This is a genomic window from Sphingomonas sp. CCH5-D11 (genome assembly GCF_001557395.1).
Classification (GTDB): Bacteria; Pseudomonadota; Alphaproteobacteria; order Sphingomonadales; family Sphingomonadaceae; genus Sphingomonas.
Genome location: NZ_LSKH01000127.1, coordinates 1 through 19,428, shown reverse-complemented (window position 1 = coordinate 19,428; position 19,428 = coordinate 1). Strand labels below are relative to the sequence as shown.

General features: G+C 66.0%; 11 protein-coding genes and 1 pseudogene. 5 read left to right on the top strand and 7 right to left on the bottom strand.

The window, feature by feature from the left end; translation table 11 throughout:
* From AX702_RS08260 to AX702_RS08245, 4 genes are all read right to left on the bottom strand, one after another.
* Positions 1 to 1,352 (bottom strand): hypothetical protein (locus AX702_RS08260; RefSeq protein ID WP_197420533.1); only part of this gene is annotated, 1,352 nt, incomplete at its 3' end.
* A gap of 287 nt (positions 1,353 to 1,639) precedes the next feature.
* Complete coding sequence (locus tag AX702_RS08255) at positions 1,640 to 1,852, bottom strand: hypothetical protein (RefSeq protein ID WP_156455411.1); 213 nt, start codon at positions 1,850 to 1,852, stop codon at positions 1,640 to 1,642.
* 96 nt (positions 1,853 to 1,948) lie between these two features.
* Complete coding sequence (locus tag AX702_RS08250) at positions 1,949 to 2,674, bottom strand: response regulator (protein WP_066778394.1); 726 nt, start codon at positions 2,672 to 2,674, stop codon at positions 1,949 to 1,951.
* Positions 2,671 to 5,319 carry a hybrid sensor histidine kinase/response regulator gene (locus AX702_RS08245; RefSeq protein WP_197420532.1) on the bottom strand — a complete coding sequence of 883 codons (2,649 nt, stop codon included), beginning with the start codon at positions 5,317 to 5,319 and terminating at the stop codon, positions 2,671 to 2,673. The genes AX702_RS08250 and AX702_RS08245 overlap by 4 nt, the downstream gene beginning before the upstream one ends.
* Positions 5,320 to 5,483: 164 nt before the next feature.
* Here AX702_RS08245 and AX702_RS08240 point away from each other — a divergent pair, with 164 nt between their 5' ends.
* Complete coding sequence (locus AX702_RS08240; RefSeq protein WP_231731778.1) at positions 5,484 to 6,707, top strand: class I SAM-dependent methyltransferase; 1,224 nt, start codon at positions 5,484 to 5,486, stop codon at positions 6,705 to 6,707.
* Positions 6,708 to 6,911: 204 nt separating this feature from the next.
* On the opposite strand, the gene AX702_RS08235 is transcribed toward AX702_RS08240, so the two are convergent.
* On the bottom strand, positions 6,912 to 9,884 hold the full coding sequence (locus tag AX702_RS08235) for a TonB-dependent receptor (RefSeq protein WP_066778402.1): 2,973 nt from the start codon (positions 9,882 to 9,884) through the stop codon (positions 6,912 to 6,914).
* A 953-nt stretch (positions 9,885 to 10,837) separates the two neighbouring features.
* Between AX702_RS08235 and AX702_RS08230 the strand changes: the two genes are divergently transcribed.
* From AX702_RS08230 to AX702_RS08215, 4 genes are all read left to right on the top strand, one after another.
* Entirely contained in the window at positions 10,838 to 13,204 is a 2,367-nt protein-coding gene (locus tag AX702_RS08230; RefSeq protein ID WP_066778400.1) for a TonB-dependent receptor, read from the top strand.
* Positions 13,205 to 13,206: 2 nt separating this feature from the next.
* On the top strand, positions 13,207 to 14,610 hold the full coding sequence (locus tag AX702_RS08225; RefSeq protein WP_066778390.1) for an MFS transporter: 1,404 nt from the start codon (positions 13,207 to 13,209) through the stop codon (positions 14,608 to 14,610).
* Between the two features lie 11 nt (positions 14,611 to 14,621).
* Positions 14,622 to 15,560: a TauD/TfdA dioxygenase family protein gene (locus AX702_RS08220; RefSeq protein ID WP_066778388.1), complete on the top strand. Its 939-nt coding sequence runs from the start codon at positions 14,622 to 14,624 to the stop codon at positions 15,558 to 15,560.
* A gap of 150 nt (positions 15,561 to 15,710) precedes the next feature.
* Positions 15,711 to 17,390: an arylsulfatase gene (locus tag AX702_RS08215; protein ID WP_331710387.1), complete on the top strand. Its 1,680-nt coding sequence runs from the start codon at positions 15,711 to 15,713 to the stop codon at positions 17,388 to 17,390.
* Between the two features lie 471 nt (positions 17,391 to 17,861).
* Here AX702_RS08215 and AX702_RS08210 read toward each other — a convergent pair whose 3' ends face one another.
* Both AX702_RS08210 and AX702_RS22475 read right to left on the bottom strand, forming a co-directional pair.
* Positions 17,862 to 19,106 carry an acyl-CoA dehydrogenase family protein gene (locus AX702_RS08210; protein WP_066778387.1) on the bottom strand — a complete coding sequence of 415 codons (1,245 nt, stop codon included), beginning with the start codon at positions 19,104 to 19,106 and terminating at the stop codon, positions 17,862 to 17,864.
* A 100-nt stretch (positions 19,107 to 19,206) separates the two neighbouring features.
* A pseudogene (locus tag AX702_RS22475) lies at positions 19,207 to 19,428 on the bottom strand (hypothetical protein); the annotation flags it as partial.

The following is a 19,428-nucleotide window of genomic DNA, read 5'->3' as shown; positions in this document are numbered from 1 at the left end:
TGCTCAGCCCCGCCTGCCGCATCGAAGGTTGCGGTGATGCTGTTTTCGTTGACGATCGTCTGGCCGTAGGTTGACAGGCTGCGGATCGCCGGCCCGCGCGTGACCAGTGCCGCCTGGTTGATCACCGTTCCCGCGCCCGAGACGGAAAGCCCGCTGCCGCTGGCGAAGCTGGCTGCGATTGTGATCGTCGGATCGTTGGTGAGATCGAGGCCGAGCAACTCGAAGTTCGTCGGCAGCACCGCCGTGGCCAGCGTCGCATCCGCATCGATCCCGATCGACAGCGTGTCGGTGCCGGCACCGCCATCGATCGCGCCGGTGATCGAGGCAACCTGGCCGGTCGCCGGATCGAATCGCGCGCGCAGCAGGTCGTTGCCCGCGCCCAGGCGAAGGTCACCGTTGATCGTGCCCTGACGGGTATCGATCGTGCTGCCCTGGCTGGCCGAGCCAGTGGAGATCACCGCCCCGTTGATCGTGCCCATGTTGGTCAGCACAAGCATGCCGCTGGTGGTGATCGCCACCGCGCTGCCGCCGATCCTGCCGCCGGCATTGTTGGTGACGCCCAGATAACCGGTGCCGCTCAGCGTCGCCGCCGTGCCGCTGGAAACGATCGTGCCGCTGTTCACGATGTTCGCGCCGCTCTGGGTCGTGGCCAGGGCGGAGCGGCCGCCTCCATTAATCCGGCCATCGTTGGTCAGGTAGGAAATCCGGCCGGAGATCCCGCCGCCGATCGTTCCCGATGCGCTGTTCCTGATGGTGATGCCGTCCACGCCGCCACCTTCGGCCAGGATTGCCTCGCCTGCCGTGCCAGTGATCGTGCCGGCATTGTTGATCGATCCCGAGACCGATCCGTCAAGGGCGGACGCACGGCGGAACACGATCGCATTGGCCCCCGTCACCGTACCGCCGCTCTGCACGGAAATGGCGGCGTTGCCGGGCCGGGGATAGGTGACGGTGGTGCCCGGCGTGCAGGTGCCCACCGTCGCGCCTGCATAAGGATCGCACGGTCCGACGACCGAAAGTCCGCTGGTCACGAGGATGCCGGTCTTCGCCTGCCCGTCGACCAGGCCAGCGATCTGGAGCGCCGTATCGCGGGCTTGGCTGGTGATCGCCGCATCAGCCGCGCCCGGCCGCACCGTGCCACCGGCCGTCACCAGAACGCGCACATTATCGGTCGCCACGGTCAGGCCGTCGGTATCGGTGCCGGCACAGGTGACAGTGCCGTTTGGGGTTGCCGGGTCCGGTACGCATTGCGCCGCCGCCGGCCCGCTGACCATGATCCCCAGCACGATCGCGCTCGTTCCCAGCGCATAAGCACGCACTCGCCGCCGACGCGACGCAACCCCCAGATACATGAATTCCCCCCACTTTACCGCCGCATGGTTAGGGGCACACCAGCAACCTGTCCAGTTGTTGTTCGCTCAGAACTTGAGCATCTCTGATGCGGGTGCAAAAACAACTAACCGAACTATAACGGGACACCTAACGGGGCGTCCCGCGTGGAACAACGAACAGTTCCCGTCGACGCACGCGGCGCCGATCTCGCGTTCGATTATCAAAAATCACATCTGCCCAGCCGAGCGGCGGCTCGCCAACAGCCGGGCCGTTCATGACGACCCGGCTGCCCCGGCGCCCCCCCCATTCAGGCGATCTCGTCGATCGCCGGAACGGTGGGCCGCTGCGCGGTCAGCGCGCGTTTCGCATCGTTCACGTCATCCGGCGGCGCGACGGCCACCAGCATGCCGCTCGTCATCAGCACGGCCGCCAGCGCGCTGGCGAAGGCGCCGCGGCCGCGCCTGTGTCCGGCCGGTGCCTCGTTCCGGCTGCCGCCGGGTTCTTCGATCAACCTCGTCATCCTGCCTTCTCCCCAGATTGGGCAAGGGCTGGTGTAGCGGCGGCGCGTCACAGCCGAATGTCTCGCCGGCGCCATGTTCGTCAGGATTGTAACAGGTCAGCGCGTCGCACCCGCCGGCACGAAGATATATCCGGCACCGCGCACCGTCTTCAGCGCCTGGGGGAAGCGCGGATCCAGCTCCACCTTTCGCCGCAAGCGCGCAACACGCATGTCGATGGAACGGTCGAACGGCGTCATCTCCGCCTGGTGGGCAAGATCAAGCAAGCGGTCGCGCGTCAGTACCCGCCCGGGATGCTCGACAAAGGTTCGCAGCAGATCGAATTCCATGGCGGTGATCGCCACCTCCGCGCCCTGCAGGTCGTACAGCTTGTGGCTGTCCAGGTTGAGCAGGCAGCGGCCGATGCGCACCTCATGCGCCAGCGTCGCCATTTGCGCCTGCGCCTGCGCGGTACGCCGGAGCACCGCGCGAATACGGGCGAGCAGTTCGCGCAGGTCGAACGGCTTGGGCACATAATCGTCCGCCCCCACCTCAAGGCCGACCACACGATCCACCGTGTCGCGATTGGCGGTCAGCATGATGATCGCCACCCCGCCCCGGTCGCGCAGATAGCGCGCGATCGACAGGCCGTCCTCGCCCGGCATGTTCACATCGAGCAGAACCAGATCCACCGCGCGTTCGGCCATCAGCGCGCGCAGCGCCGCGCCATCCGCCGCCACGCTGACGGCAAAGCCCTGATCGGCCAGATATTCCCGGACGCCCTCGCGCAGGTCGGGCTCGTCATCGACAACGGCAATATGCGCGCCCGGCGTCGCTTCGCTCATGGCGACACCGCCCTGGCGTCCGCCTTCCCGGGCGCGTGCAGCGCGTGGAGCAGCCCGCGCAGGCTTTCCATGTCATACGGCTTTTCCAGCACCGGCCTTCCCGCGCGCGCCAGGAAGCTGCGGCTGCTGGCGCCCAGCGTATCGCCGGTCACAAACGCCAGCCGCGCAAGCTGGTCGGGCAATTGATCGGTCATCCAGTCGAACAGCGCGCGGCCGTCCATGTCCGGCATGCGCAGATCGCTCAGCACCGCGTCATAGCGGCGCTGGCACAGGCGGGTCTTCGCCTCCTGTCCGGAACAGGCCAGCTCGACATCATAGCCCTCGTCCGCGAGCAGCTCGGCAAGCGCCTCCCCCACGTCGCGATCGTCATCCACCACCAGCGCGGACGCGCGATCATTTGGCGGCACTATCGGCGATGGCGCTGCGACCTTCGGCATGGCGCCGGTCGCCGCGGGCAGCTCGGCGACGAAGCAGGCGCCCTGCCGCCACGGCGCGTCCTCCACCAGCCGCAGCGTGCCGCCATGCGCCTCCACCACGCCCAGGCTGAAGGCGAGCCCGATGCCGGTCCCCACGCCCTGTGGCTTGCTGGTGAAGAACGGTTCGAAGATGCGGTGGCGGATTTCCGCAGGCACGCCCGGGCCGTTGTCCGCAACGGTGATGCGCACCATGCCGCGCCGGCGGTCATTGCCATGGGCACCCACGGCTTCAGTGGAGATGACAAGCGTCCGCGTGCCATCGCTTTCCTCCAGCGCATGCTGTGCATTGACGATGAGGTTCAGCAGCACCTGACTCAGCTGATCGCTGTCCACGTCGAGCGGCGGCAACGCCGGGTCGAGCCGCTGCACCACCTCGATGCCGGCCGTCCGCAGGCCGTAGCTCGCCAGGTCCAACGCCGCGTGGATAAGCTCGTTGGCATCGACCCGCGTGCGGACCGGCGCCTTCTGGCGCGCCATGGCAAGAAAGCTTTGCACGATTTTGGCGCAGCGGCCCGCCGCCGCCCGGATCTTCGCGGCACGCTCGCCCAGCGGCGTGCCCTGGGCCTGCGCCTCGAGCAATTGCGAAAGGGTGAGGATCACGGACAGCGGGTTGTTCAGCTCATGGCTGACCCCGGCGAGCAGCGATCCCAGCGCCGTGAGCTTTTCCGACTGGAACACCATCTCGCGGGACCGGGCGAGTTCGGCTTCCGCGCGCTTGCGTTCTGAAAGGTCGATGTCGAACCCGCCGATGCGCGCCTGTTCCCCTTCGACCAACACGGGAAAGCGCACCACCAGCGACCAGCCGTAAGCGTCGAGGTCCGGCAGGAATTCCTCCACGCGTTCGGGCATCCTGCGCTCCAGGATGCGGCGATCGTGCGCCGCGATCATCGTCGCCTGCTCCGCGCCGAACAGTTCCGCGGCGGTGCGGCCGATCACCTCGCCGATCGGGCGGCCGAAGACCTTGGCCATTTCGGGGTTGAGCATGAGGTACCGCCCTTCGGCATCCTTCAGATACATGCCGACTGGCGCGTTCTTCATGAAGCCGGCGAGCAGGGCCTCGCTGGCGCGCAGCCGCTCCTCCGCCGCGTGCCGCTCCGTCACGTCGCGGGTGACGGCGAGTTGCTGCATGGTGCCGTCCGGCGCCGGCAGCGGCACGGCGTGCGTTTCCATGCGCCGGCGATTCCCCTGAAGCCCGACGACATCGAACTCCCAGGCCGCCGCCTCGCCGGCGCAGACCCGCCGGTGCTGCTCCATCCAACGCGCGCGATGGTCCGCCGCTACCAGCGCCGGCACGTGCAGGCCGGACGCCTGCTCCGGCTCGGCATCGATCATGCGCAGGCCGGCGCCGTTCATGTACAGCAGCGTGCCGTCCTCGGCGACGATCTTCACGCATTCGGGGGTCGCCTCCACGATCGCCCGCTGCCGTGCCTCGCTCTCCCGGCGCGCACGTTCCGCCGTCGCGCGCTCCAGCGCCGCCCAGGTCCGCTCCACGGCTTCCTCGATCAGGCGCAACTCGGTTGGCCGCCACGCGCGCGGCGTGCCGGTGCGGATGTGAAAAGTGGCCGCCACCGCCCCGTGCGTGAACAGCGGGATGCGGATGCCGCCGTCGCCGCCGGCGCCATCATCCTCCTCGACATCGATGATGGCGATCCCCTCCACACCCAGGTGGCCACGGAGCAGCGCATCCACCGCCTGTTCGATGCGGGCCGCGTCGAGCTCGTCGCGCAGCGCATCGTTCAGCGCGATCAGGAAGCGCTGGTCTCGCTCCGCCTCCCGTTGCTCGGTGATGTCGGTCATCGTGCCCAGCCAGCAGGAGATCTCGCCTTCGGCTGTCCGCACTGGCTCCGCCCGGGTCAAAAACGGCCGGAACTCGCCGGAACCGCTCCGAATGGAGATCACGGCGTCGCCGGCAAGGCCGCTTTTCACCGCCTCGTGCCAGCGTTCCCGGATATCGGGTAGGCTGACGGGATCATGGACCTGCGGCCATGCGCGCTCCGGATCGGCGTCGCGCGGCACGCCCGTGAAATCGTGCCAGCGGCGATTGCACCACATGATGCGCCCGTCGCGATCGGCGATGAAGCACAAGGTCGGCAAGTGATCGGCAAGCTGCCGGAACGGCGCCTCGCTCAATACTTCCCCGCGCGATCGGCTTTTTTCTCCTGTGGTCATTGCAGCGTTCATGGCCTCCCACAAGCAACGCCATAATACAGCGTCCCGCGCCGCCGCTCCAGCGCTCCCGGCCAGGCTGTTACAATTGTGGCAATAAAGACCGCGCCGCGACGTCGGACTGATATGCGCCGATCGCATGCTTGCGCTCGGAAGGAGATACTCTCTTGCCCGACTTCGAACAGCCCGGTGGCAATCGGCGGCTCACCCGCTGGGATCGGCGCTTCGCCGAGCTGTTTGATCGTTTCTGGTCCCCCGCCCCCGGCGGGGCGGTTCCGCAACCGCACTTCCATCCTCCGCACAAGGAACAGGTCATGCAACAGGCAACGCCAACCAGCATCAATGAGACCCGGCTGAATGCGCTCATGAATCAACTCGTTATGGACGCCGCCGCAACCGCCACCGCGCCGCTGGTGCTGCTTGGCGACCGGCTCGGGCTCTACAAGGCGATGGCCGGCGCCGGCCCGATCACGTCAGCAGAACTCGCTGATCGGACCGGCACGCACGAACGCTATGTGCGCGAATGGCTCTCCGCGCAGGCCGCCGCCGGCTATGTCGATTTCGATGCGGCATCGGAGCGTTTCACCCTCACCCCCGAACAGGCGATGGCCTTTGCCGACGAGCATGGGCCGGCCTTTTTCGTCGGCGCATTCGAGACGATGGGATCGGTCTTTCTTGACCGGGAAAAGATCGAGCAGGCATTCCGCACCGGCAAGGGCGTCGGCTGGCATGAGCATGATTCCAGCCTGTTCTGCGGCGTGGAGCGCTTCTTCCGCTCGGGCTACACCGCGCATCTGGTGCAGGACTGGCTGCCCGCGCTCGACGGCGTGACGGACAAGCTGCGGGCCGGCGCACGGGTTGCGGATATCGGCTGCGGCCATGGTGCCTCGACCATCCTCATGGCACAGGCCTTTCCGCAATCGCAGATCACCGGCTTCGACTATCACCAGGAATCGATCACCCAGGCGCGCGCGACGGCCGCACGTTCGGGGCTGGATGGCCGCGCGCGGTTCGAAACGGCTACCGCCAAGGATTTCCCGGGCGATGGCTATGATCTGGTGACGATTTTCGATGCGCTTCACGACATGGGCGATCCGGTCGGCGCGGCGCGTCACGTGCGCGAGGCGCTGGCGCCCGATGGCGCATGGATGATCGTGGAGCCGCTGGCGGGGGACAATCTCGCCGCAAACCTCAATCCGGTGGGCCGCCTATATTATGCCGCCTCCACCATGATCTGCACGCCCGGCTCGCTGGCGCAGGAGGTGGGCCTTGGCCTCGGCGCTCAGGCCGGCGAAGCACGGCTGCGCGATGTGCTGCAGAAAGCGGGCTTCACCCGCGTGCGCCGGGCAACCGAAACCCCCTTCAACATGGTGCTGGAAGCGCGCCCGTAGCGGATCCGACGTCAGCAGAGCGGCGCGACAGCGATCCGTGTCCTGTCGGGAAAAAACTGCATCCGCCCCCATGCGATACGATTACTGCCGGGAGCGGATGCAAGGAGGGTCAGTTGATCCTCTGGTTCCCCTGCCTCACGCCCGCCGAACCCGGCGCCCGCGCGTGGAACAAAGGGTGGCGCGCGATCGGGCGGGCCTTGTCCATCAGAACTTGAACCCTGCCGCCACGCCGTACCGGCGGGGTTCCAGCGTGAAGATGTTGGTGAACAGGCCGGAGGACTGGTCGGTCAGGTACAGGCCGGTGGTCGCGCTATTATCGAAGATGTTCTGGATGAAGCCGCGCACGAACCAGCGCTCGTCCGCCCCGTTCAGCTGGATCTGCGCATTGGCCTGTTCGTAACCCTCGATCCGGTTGATCCGGCCGTTGAAGATGTTGCCGTAGCTTTCGCCCGTGTAAGTGAGGTCGAACCGCGGCACGAGGGTCATGCCGTTGGCGAAGTCGAAGGTCTTCTGCACACCGGCGGAGAACTTCACCACCGGTGCCTGGGGCAGCTCATTGCCCTTCAGGCTGACGCCGATGCCTTCGAGCACCGAAATCGCGCCGGCGGTATTCGCCGCCGCGCCGGTCAGCACCGAACACAGGCCGAATGCGCCCGTCGCCGCCCCGACATTGGCGTCCGACGGGAAGGCCTGCGGCCCGCGCAGGCCGAGCGCGGAGTTGACGCCGGCAACAAACGCCTGCGCCGCCGCTGCTCCGCCGGTATTGGCGCGAACAACGCAGTTCGATGCGTTGCCGATGTCCTTGATGATGACCGTGTCGGGATTGCCGCCGGACACGTCGCGCTGGTTGATGAACGGGGCATCCGACGTCACCTTGGTGTTCAGGTAGCTAGCCCCGAAGTTCACGACCCAGCCCTCACCCGGGCGCAGCGACGATTCGGCTTCCACACCCCAGATGTCGGCGTCGATATTGTCGTTGATTGACGTGCGCGCGACAATGCGGCTGAGCTGCAACCCCTTATACTTATAGTAGAAACCGGTGAGATTCAGGGTAAATTTGCCATCGGCGAAGGTATTCTTCGAACCAATCTCGAATGCGCTGATGATTTCCGGCTGGAACGCGTCGGGCACCGTCAGGCCCGGCACCTGCACCGGCGGGTTGAAGCCCCCCGATTTGTAGCCGCGCGAGTAGGAGGCATAGAGCAGATTGTCTTCCGTGACCTTGTAGTCGACGACGGCGCGGCCGGTGATCTCGTCAAAGGTCCGATTGCGCACGGCATAGTCCTGGATGCCGGGCACCACGGGATCGGCGTCATACAGCGCGGCGCGCGGCGCATCGAACGCGCTGCCCGTCTGCGTATAGGGCACGGCGAAGCTCGCCAGGGTGGAGCGCGAACGGACGAACTTCTTGTCGTTGTTGTACCGCGCGCCGAGCGTCAGCTTCAGGCCGTCCGTGAACTGGAAGTAGGTTTCGCCAAAGATGCCATAGGATTTCAGCCGGAACAGATCGGTGTTGCTGCGGAAGAACGGCGTCGCCGAAAATTCCGGCGGTCGGCCGGCGCCGAGCGCGCCGACGCTCCCCAGAATGCCGGTCACATAGTCAATCGCGAACGCGTTCACGTAATAATCGCCGTCGCGGATCTTCCCGTCGACATAGATGCCGCCGAGCAGGAAGTTGAACATACCGTCGAAGTCGGACGAGATGATCGCCTCGGCAGACCAGTCGCGCGTCCGCTGGACCGAACGGTCATAAGCGTTGGGGATCGGGCCGCACCGGCCGAACCCGCCATAGACGCCAAGACCGGACTTTTCCGGCAGCGAGGTACACAGATCGCCCTGCGGCCCATTGGGAATGATCGCCTGCGCGATTGGCTGGAAATAGGCCGCCGGCAGGGTCGGAATACCGCCCGCCGCGGCCGCGGCCAGCGTGTTGAGCGTCGGCTGGAGCAACGCGCGATTGCTGACGCCCAGGTTATAGTCCTGCGACGAATCCACCGACGTTTCATGGTAGAAACCGGTCAGCTGCGCCCTTACCGGCCCGAAATTATGTTCGATCCGCCCCTGCACCGTCAGCTCGTCGGTTTTATAGGTGGGGTTGAACGCGGTATAGACTTCGCGCGGATCGCTCAGCACCGGGTTTTCGGCATAGGCATCCGGCCCGTAGAGGCTGCCTAGCCCCAGGGCATTGCCGAGCGTGGGATTGGCAAAGGCGATCGACAGGAACTCGCGGCTGCCCAGCGTGCCGGTGAAGGTCGAGTTGGTGTTGGTGCGCCCGGCGTCGCGGCGATTGGCGAGGCAGCCCAGAACGCCGGTCGGATCGGTCTGACACAATTGCTTCTGGATGCGCAGGCGATTGTCGTCCTCCCGGAAATAGGAGCCGAGCAGGTCGACGGTCGTATCAACCGAAGGCTCCCAGCGGATCGAGCCGCGCACCGAATACATGTCGCGGCCGTCGATACGGCTGTTGTCGAAGGTGTTGAGCGTATAGCCGTCGCGATTGAGGTAGAATCCGGCGACGCGAACGGCCAAAGTCTCGCCCAGCGGGATGTTCACCATCGCCTTGGCGCGAATGGAATCGTAATTGCCATATTCCGCCTCGGCCGACGCCATGAACTTGTCCGTTCGCGGCTTGGCGCTGATGAAATTGACCACGCCCGATGAAGCCGAGCGGCCAAACAGGGTGCCCTGGGGTCCGCGAAGCACCTCGACGCGTTCAAGATCGAAATATTCGGTTTCGAAGATGCGGGTCGCCAGCAGGGGCGAACCATTGAGGTGGATGGCCGTTGCCTGGTCGCACGAAATGCCCACGCACAGGTCGCCGATGCCGCGGATCGTGAAGCTGGAACCCGAGAAATTGCCTTTCGAGAAGGTGACGTTGGGCAAGGTCAGCTGAAGATCCGAAGCATTGTCGATCTGCTGCGATTCAAGCGCGGCGGCCGAAAAGGCACTCACCGCGATCGGCACCTCCTGCAGGGTCTGGGACTGACGCTGTGCCGTGACGACGATGTCGGCAAGGTAGCCGCTGTCCTGGTCGCGCGCCGATTGCGCCTGTGTGGCCGCCTGCGAAGCCGCCTGTGTTGCCGCCCCTGTTGCCGCCTGCGTTTGCGCCTGCGCTGGCGCTGAATAGCCGAGAACGAGCGCGAGCGCAGTGGCTCCGAACAATTCGAACTTTCTCATCAGCATCCTCCCGGGCCCTCACTGCCGGCTGATGCCGATCTAGATGGGCCCGGATCGGATCTTGTGACGCTTAGTTGCTTGCGTCAAATTGTTTTTGAAACATTCGTGTTTTACGTAGCAATTAAATAAACTGTAACGCGTTCCAGCCAGCAGGCTGCTAGGTATGATGGAAGTGACATCGACGACACAGACAAATTAGAACGTAGTTTGCTTTTTGAAGAACGCCGATTTGTTTGATGCTTGTTCAGCGTACCGACGCGTTGCCAATATCTCTCCCCATCGTTGCTAGGGGTGTTGCACATGAAGATACCAGGGCGCCGATCGAGCGCGCCCAAAATCCCGAAGCCCCGAAATCCCTAACGTTAAACGCTCGAACCCTCTCCATCTTCATGTAGCGCCGGTGGTACCGCGCTACGGCCCGCTGCTCGTTCGGCTTGGCACTGCAAGAGCCATGACACGCACGGGCATCGTAACCCTTTGCTCGGCGCGCCGCCCCTGACACTCCCGGCCGGAACCGATGCTCCCCGGCTTACGGGTCAAAAGCCTTTGCCTGATCGAACTCGGCACAGCGCGTGGTCGCCAGAAGCATGCCTTCGCCACAAGCAACAATCTCTTCTTTTCTAATTCCCATCGAAAGAGTAGGTATTGAGTCGCAGCGCGCCATGGCGCCTGTTCAACAAGGGGCGAACAGAAGCGCGATGACGAGGAACCACGGTCACGATCCGCCGCCCCTGGGCAGCGCGGCACCTCCGCTGAAAAGAGGCGGTTCAGGCTGATCTGAAGGCTCGGTCGCCGTCCAGGGGACGGACCCGGCCACAGGCACGTGCTGCTGGTTCGGCAGCGCGGGCGGCGCCGCGCGCCTGCTGAAGGTCGAACGAATTTCGAAGCACCCCGGGCATGGAAAGGACTTCCAGGCAGTGACGACGCACGTCTATCGTTTTCGGAACCTGTTGATGGCCACCGCCGCGGCGGTGAGCATGCCGTTCGCAGCAGCCGCACAGGCGCGGTTTGCCGAGCCGGCCGCCGATGGCATTACAACTGGAAGCACCGTCGCCGCGCCCGAGGCGGATGTCCCGGCCGCCGAAGCCGAAATCGTCGTCACCGCCCGCCGGCGCGAGGAACGCGCGCAGGACGTGCCGATCGCGCTCAGCGTCGTCAGCGGGGAGCAGATCGCGCAGCGCGGCGATTACCGCCTCGATCAGGTGCAGCAGACCGTGCCGTCGCTTCAGGTGTTCAGCTTCAACCCGCGCAACACCAACATCAACATTCGCGGGCTCGGCTCCAACGTCGCGCTGACCAACGACGGCATCGAGAATGGCGTCGGCATGTATATCGACAACGTCTATTACGGGCGTGTCGGGCAGAGCCAGTTCGACCTCGTCGACCTTGACCGGATCGAGGTGCTGCGCGGCCCCCAGGGCACGTTGTTCGGCAAGAATACCACCGCCGGCGCGATCAACATCACCTCGCGCCTGCCCAGCGATACGCCCGAGTTTCGCGGCGAGGCGACGATCGGCGACTGGGGCTATCACCAGGTGCGCGGATCGGTGAGCGGGCCGATCGGCGATGGCGTCGGCGCGCGGCTCAGCATTGCGGACACCCACCGCGATGGCTTCATCTACAATTACACCACCCGTCGCTGGGTACACGATTACGACAATTTCACCGCACGCGGCCAAGTATATGCCGAATTCGCCCCCGGCCTCACGGTGCGACTGATCGGCGACTATTCCAAGCAGACGCAGGAATGCTGCATCAACCTGCCGGTCAGCGCCTTTGCCAGCTATGACAATGGCGCGCCAATCGCCAACAACTTCATCCAGCGATTCGCACGGCTCGGCTACACGCCCTTGCCGCTCGATCCCTTCGCGCGGCGCACCGATGCCAATTCGCGCTTCCAGGCGAACATGAACACCTGGGGCGTGTCTGGCGAGGTAAATTGGGATCTCGGCCCGGTCACGCTCACCTCGATCACCGCGTCGCGCAAGTGGAACTGGTATCCGGGCAACGACAGCGACTACACCGCGCGCTCGATCCAGCTGCAAAGCCAGCAGCAGAATTTCCAGCGCCAGTTCAGCCAGGAACTGCGGCTCGGCTCCAACGGGTCGAACGCGGTCGACTGGGTCATCGGCGGCTATTATTTCTGGCAGAAGGTGCTCGGCAAAGGCACCAGCGAATGGGGGTCCGACGCTGCGCTTGCGCTGTATCCGACCGATGCGTTCGCGGTGGCGAGCGCCGCGACCGACGGCTTCCTCTCGCGCTCGCAATCCGATCCCCACACCCGCAGCCTCGCCGCTTTCGGCCAGGGCACCTGGCATATCACCCCCGCGCTCGATCTTACCGCGGGTCTGCGCTTCACGCATGAGGACAAATGGGGCTCGTATCGCTCGGCGCAGGTCGCCGGCCCCTCGTTTGCGGGGCTGACCGCCGCGCAGGCGGCACGCGCGCAGGCGATCCGCAACGCCCTTGCGCCGCAGCAGAGCTACAGCGTCGAGGCAAAGGACGACAGCTTCTCCTGGCTGCTGACGCTCGGCTGGAAACCGGCCGATGATGTGCTGACCTATGCCACCTGGTCGCGTGGCACCAAGTCGCAGGGGCTGAACCTCACCAATGTACCCGCCGGCGTGGACCCGGCGATCGATCCCGAAAGCGTCGACAATTACGAAATCGGGCTGAAGTCGCAGTGGCTGAACCGGACGGTGACGTTCAACCTCGCCGCTTACTGGACCGATGTCACCGATTACCAGACGACCATCGTCCAGCAGGTGATCGGCACCAACAATTACATCAACTACATCGCCAATATCCCCAGCGTGCGCAGCCGCGGGTTCGAGGGCGATGTGGCCTGGCAGGCGAACGATTACGCCAGCTTCACCGGCGCCCTGTCCTACACCGATGCGACCTATCGCGATTATGCCGGTGGCCCGGCGCCGGTGGAGGAGCTGCCGAACGGCCAGCTGAAGGACCTGACCGGCGCGACGCTGGCGGGCGTGCCGAAATGGTCCGCCTCGCTCGGCACCGACCTTCAGGCACCGGTGAACGACCGGCTCCAGGCCTATGCCCATGCCGATTGGTCGTACCGGTCGGAATATTACACCGCTGCCAGCAACAGCCGCTACGCGCTCGTCCCCGGCTACGGGATCGTCAACGCGCGTCTCGGCGTGAAGGTGGATGACGGGCGGCTCGACCTGTCGGTCTGGGCGCGCAACCTGTTCGACAAGAACTATTTCCAGACGCTGAGCGTGGTCAATTACGGCCTCGTCACCGCGATCCTCGGTGATCCGCGAACGATCGGCGTCTCCCTCCGGACGAGGATCTGACGATGGCGACGTTCGCATTCGACGCGTTTGAGCAGGCCCGCGCGACGCGTATCGATCGCGGCCTGCCCGCAGGCAGGCTGATCGCGTTCGGGTCGCTGGCCATCCCGATCGCCGGCGCGGGGCTGCCGCTCGCGCTGTTCGTGCCGCAGCTCTATGCGACGCACTATGGCCTGTCGCTTGCGGCGATCGGGCTGGTGTTCCTGATCGGGCGATTGTGGGACGTGGCGTCCGACCCGATCGTCGGCGCGCTCAGCGATCGCACCCGCACCCGCTGGGGCCGGCGCCGGCCGTGGATCGCGGCGGGCGGGCTCGCCTTCGGGCTGGGCGCCGCCTTGCTGTTCTTCCCCCCGGTCGCGCCGTCGGCGCTGTATCTCGGCCTTGTCCTGTTCGTCTTCTACGCCGGCTGGTCGATGATCGAAGTGCCCTTCTCCGCCTGGGGCGGGGAGTTGTCGGGGCAATATCATGAGCGCACGCGCGTGGTGACCTATCAGGGCACGCTGCGCGCGATCGGGCTGCTGCTGGTTTTGGTCATCCCGACGATCCTGGAACAGTTCCGCCCGGACGACATCGCGCTGAAGATGCAGATCGTCGGCGGCTTTACGCTGCTGACGTTGCTGCCGGCGCTCCTGCTGACGCTCACTGCGCTGCCAGAGCCGCCGCGCCCCGCGCAGGAGCCCGCGTCGGACGGGTTCTGGCGCACCACCACGCTGATCGTGCGCGATCGCCTGCTGCTGCGCGTGCTCGCCTCGGATGCCGCCGTTACCGCCGGGCAGTCGGTGCGCGCCGGGCTGATCGTGTTCTTCGCCGTGCACTATATGGGCCTGCCGACCTGGGCGAGCGGGCTGTACCTGTTCCAGTTCGTGTTCGGCGTGGCAGCCGGGCCGATCTGGCTGGCGATCGGCCGCCGCTGGGGCAAGCGCCGCACCGCCATTGCCGGCGAACTGGCGCAGGCGGCGATCAATCTCGGGCTGCTGTTCGTGTTCCCCGGCATGCTGCCGCTGCTGCTGGCGCTGACGATCGCGCAGGGGCTGACCCAGGGCTCGGGCAATCTGATGCTGCGCGCAATGGTCGCCGACGTGGCCGACGCGCACGAGTTGCGCACCGGGCACAACCGCACCGGGCTGTTCTTCTCCGTCTTCAGCCTGTCCGCCAAGGCCGGGCCGGCGATCGGCGCGGGTATCGCGCTGCCGCTGGTCGCCTGGCTCGGCTTCTCGGCCAAGGGCGGCAATGCGCCCGAGGCGCTGGAGGCGCTGAAATACGTCTTCGCGCTCGGCCCCGCGCTCGCGCACGTCATCGCCGCATCGATCATCTGGCGCTTCCCGCTCGACGAGGCGCGCCATGCCGACATCCGCCGCGCGCTCGATGCGCGCCGCGCCACCCCCACCGTCCCAACCAACGTTGCATGAGGAGAAGTAAGATGAGTGTAGACCTGAAAGAACGTGTCACCACCGGCATCGAACTCGACATCGCGCCGGTCGGCGGCCGCATCGGCGCGGAAATCCGCGGCGTTCGCCTCGGCGGCGACCTCGACGACCTCACCATTGCGGCAATCCGCGCCGCGCTGGTCGAGCACAAGGTGATCTTCTTCCGCAACCAGGGCCATCTCGACGACGAAAGCCATGAAGCGTTCGCCGGCCGGCTCGGCAAACCGCTCGCTCACCCGACGGTGCCGGTCGCCGAAGGGTCACAATTCCTGCTGGAGCTGAACTCCAAGGAAGGCGAGGCGGCGTCGTCCTGGCATACCGACATCACCTTCTTGCCGGCTTTCCCCGAAGCCTCGATCCTGCGGTCGATCATCATTCCGCCATCCGGCGGCGACACGACCTGGGCCAACGGCGCCACCGCTTATGATGAACTGCCCGAGCCGCTGAAGGCGCTCGCCGACAATCTGCGCGCCGTTCACACCAATGCCTATGACTATGCCGCCAGCCGGCCGGAGGCGACCTCCGATCAGATCAAGCGGCACCGCGACGTGTTCGCCTCCGTGGTGTACGAAACCGAGCATCCCGTGGTCCACGTCCATCCCGAGACGGGCGAGCGCGTGCTGCTGCTCGGCAACTTCGTGAAATCCTTCGTCGGCATCAACCGCGACGATTTCGCCAGATTGTTCAGCCTGCTGCAGGATCACATCACCAAGCCGGAAAACACCGTGCGCTGGCGCTGGCAGCCGGGCGACGTGGCGATCTGGGACAATCGGGCGACCCAGCATCGCGCGGTGGCGGACTTCGGCAAGCAGCGCCGCCTGCTCCGCCGCGCGACCATCGCCGGCGAGGTGCCGGTGGGGATCGACGGCCGACCCAGCCGGGTGATCAAGCCGGAGCCGGTCATCCAGGTGCAGCTGGAGGCGGCGGAATAGCAGTTCGCCGCACACACGATCGTCACCCCGGCCTTGCGCCGGGGTCCATGGCGCCGCGCGTGCTGTGCCTCGTTGTGGGCCGAAGCGCGCGGCGCACCATGGACCCCCGATCAGGTCCGGGATGACAGGAAGAAACAGGGGACATCACGAATGACGAACTGGATGAAGCTGCTTGCCGCCAGCACCGCGCTGATCACCGCCAGCCTTGGCGCTGAGGCCACGGCCCGGCCCCGGGCTGCCCCGGCCGCGCCGGCACCGCAGCCAGCCAGGCAGCCAAACATCCTCGTCATCGTCGCCGACGATCTCGGCTTTTCCGATCTTGGTGCCTTTGGCGGCGAAATCCGCACGCCCAATCTCGACGCCATCGCGCACGAGGGCCTGCGCCTCACCGGCTTCCATACCGCACCGACCTGTTCGCCGACCCGGTCGATGATGTTGTCGGGCACAGACAATCACCTTGCCGGCCATGGCAGCATGGCCGAACTGCTGGCGCCCAACCAGCGTGGCCAGCCCGGCTATGAGGGTCATCTGCCGAACGACGTTGCGACGCTTGCGGATCGGCTGCGCGGTCTTGGCTATGCGACGCTGATGTCGGGCAAGTGGCACCTCGGCACCACCGCCGATCAGCAGCCCGCCCGGCGCGGCTTCGATCGCAGCTTCGATCTGGCGCAGGGCGGCGGCAATCACTTCGGCAAGGACATTGCCAGCAGCCCCACGGCGAGGGGCACCACCTATTGGCAGGATGGCCAGCAGCTCGCCTCGCTGCCGGCAGGATTCTACTCCTCCGATGCCTATGCCGATCACCTCATCGAATTCCTGAAGGCAGGCGACACCGGCCGGCCGTTCTTCGGCTATCTCACCTTCACCGCGCCGCACTGGCCGCTGCAGGTGCCCGACGAGGATCTGGACCGTTACAAGGGCCGCTACGCTGCCGGGTTCGAGGCGCTGCGGCAGCAGCGACTTGCGCGTCTGAAGTCGCTTGGGCTCGTGCCGCCGGATACCAGCGCGCACGATCCGTTGTTCAAGCCCGGCCTGTCGTGGCGCGAACTGACCGGCGAGGAGCAGGCGAGGCAGGTGCGCGCCATGGAAATCTATGCCGCGATGGTCGAGCGGATGGACCGCAGCGTCGGGCGCGTGATCGCGCATCTCAAGGCGACCGGCCAATATGATAACACCATCATCCTGTTCACCTCGGACAATGGCGCGGAGGGCACCGATCTCGCCCGCAGCGAGAACCCGGAGTTCAAGGCCCGGGTTTCCGCCGCGGACAACCGGCTGGAGAATTTCGGCAAGGCGACATCGTACATCGGCTACGGCCCCGGCTGGGCACAGGCGGCGACCGCGCCATCCTTTCTTTACAAGGGGCTGACGACGGAGGGCGGCACGCGCGTCGCGGCGTTCATCCGCTGGCCCGGCGCGGCGCGCACGGGCATCAGCAACGTTTATGGCAACGTCATGGACGTGCTGCCGACTCTCGTGGAGGCGGCCGGGGGTGAGTGGCGCGGGGCAAGCCATGGCGGGCGTGCCGTACGTGCGGTCCGCGGCACAAGCTGGAAGCCCTATCTCGACGGCCGCGCCGAGCGCGTCCACGGGCCCGAGGAAGCGATCGGCAGTGAGCTGTTCGGCCGTCGCGCGCTACGTCAGGGCGACTGGAAACTGGTCGACCTCGGGCAAGGCTGGCAATTGTTCAACATCGCAACCGATCCGGGCGAAACGCGCGATCTAGCCGGACAGGAGCCGGGCCGGGTCAAGGCGCTGGTTGCCGCCTGGGACCAGTATAGCAAGGAGACGGGCGTCGTGATGCCCTCAACCGCTCCTCGCTTCCCGTGACCCGCGCCAAGCGAGGCATGAGATAATCCAGTGGCGCCGGACGCCGGACGAAACGTTCGTCGTCACTGGGCTCGTCCCGGCATCCACCGGCCCGCAAATCTTGAGCCATCGAATGCGCGGGCAGCGGTTCCCGGCATAGACGGAGACCGCCGCAAACCTCCCCGCGTCATGCCGGGCTCGTCCCGGCATCCACCGGGCCGCAAACCTGAAGCCATCGCGTGCGCGGAACGCTGGATACCGGCTCGCGACCAGTATGACCGTGCCTTTGGTCGATCAAAAGGCTTCGCACAGCTCGCGCCCACGCCGGCGCCCCATCGGGCAATCGGAGGGTAACCGGCTCCACCCCCGCCGGCTCGGTTCCGCATCAAGGTGCCGGCTTCGCCAAGAAGGCGACCCGACAACCGGCGGAGCGTGCAGGAACGATCCCTTCCTCACGCCCCGCCTGCGTTGCGCCCGGTCAGGGTCGCGGCGTCAGTGCAGCGCCAGTTCGTTGCGGCCCACCACCATGTGGTGCACCTCGTCCGGCCCGTCGGCGAAGCGCAGGTGGCGCACGTCGGCGTACAGCTCGGCGAGCGGGGTGAACTGGCTCATGCCATAGGCGCCGTGGATCTGGATCGCCTGGTCGATGATCTGGCAGGTCTTCTCCGGCACCATTGCCTTCACCATGCTGACCCACACGCGCGCCTCGCGGTTGCCCAGCACGTCCATCGCCTTGGCCGCCTTCAGCACCATGAGGCGCATCGCCTCGATCTCGATCCGGGCGCGGCTGACCAGCTCGATGTTCTTGCCCAGCATGATCAGCGATCGGCCGAACGCCTCGCGCGAGGTGCCGCGCTTCACCATTAGGTCAAGCGCGACCTCCGCCTTGCCGATGGTGCGCATGCAATGGTGGATCCGCCCCGGCCCGAGGCGCACCTGCGAGATCTCGAACCCGCGGCCCTCGCCCAGCAGGATGTTCTCGCGCGGCACGCGCACGTTGTTGAACTTGAGGTGCATGTGCCCGCGCGGGGCATGATCCTTGCCGAACACTTCCATCGCGCCGATGATCTCGACACCCGGCGCGTCCATCGGCACCAGGATCTGCGACTGCTGCTGCGACGATGGCGCATCGGGGTTGGTGCGCACCATGGTGATCATCACCTTGCAGCGCGGGTCGCCGGCGCCCGAGATATAATGCTTCTCGCCGTTGATGACCCATTCGTCGCCCTCGAGCCGGGCCGCGCAGCGCACGTTCTTCGCGTCGGACGAGGCGACATCCGGCTCGGTCATCGCATAAGCGGAGCGGATCTCGCCGGCGAGCAGCGGCTCCAGCCACTGCTTCTTCTGCTCGGGCGTGCCGACCCGCTCCAGCACTTCCATGTTGCCGGTATCGGGCGCCGAGCAGTTGAGCGCTTCGGACGCGAGCGGCGACTTGCCGAGTTCGGCGGCGATATAGGCATAATCGAGGTTCGACAGCCCCTCGCCGGTCTCAGCGTTGGGCAGGAAGAAATTCCACAGCCCCGCCGCCTTTGCCTTGTCCTTGGCGCCCTGCAGCAGTTCCAGCTGCCCCGGTGCGAAGCTCCAGCGCTCCTTGCGCTCCTCGCCCAGCCGCTCGAACTCGGGATAGATCGGGTCGACATGGTCGCGGATGAAGTGCTTCACCGCTTCGAAAAGCGGCCGCACGCCTTCGGACATGCGCAGGTCGTCAAGTTCGGGGATCGTGAAGATGTTCGACATGGGGGCCCACCCTGGTGCTGGAAAGCCTCATCCTAGATCGTTCGCGATCATCGGCGGTAATGATCATCTGCGATCGCACCCATGAGGATCATGCATGACCTCACGTGCCTTCGACATGCTCCTGCACCAGTCGCCGGAGCCAGACATTGCCGGGATCGCGCTCCGCGGCGGGGTGCCACAGCAGTTGCAGCGGCCGCGGCGCGATTGCGAACGGCACCGGCAGGATCTGGTTGTCCGCGACCGGCAGCAGCGTCGCGGCATGCGTGCCCAGCAGCGTCAGCACCAGATCGGATTGCGCGACGACCTGCCACGCGGACCAGAT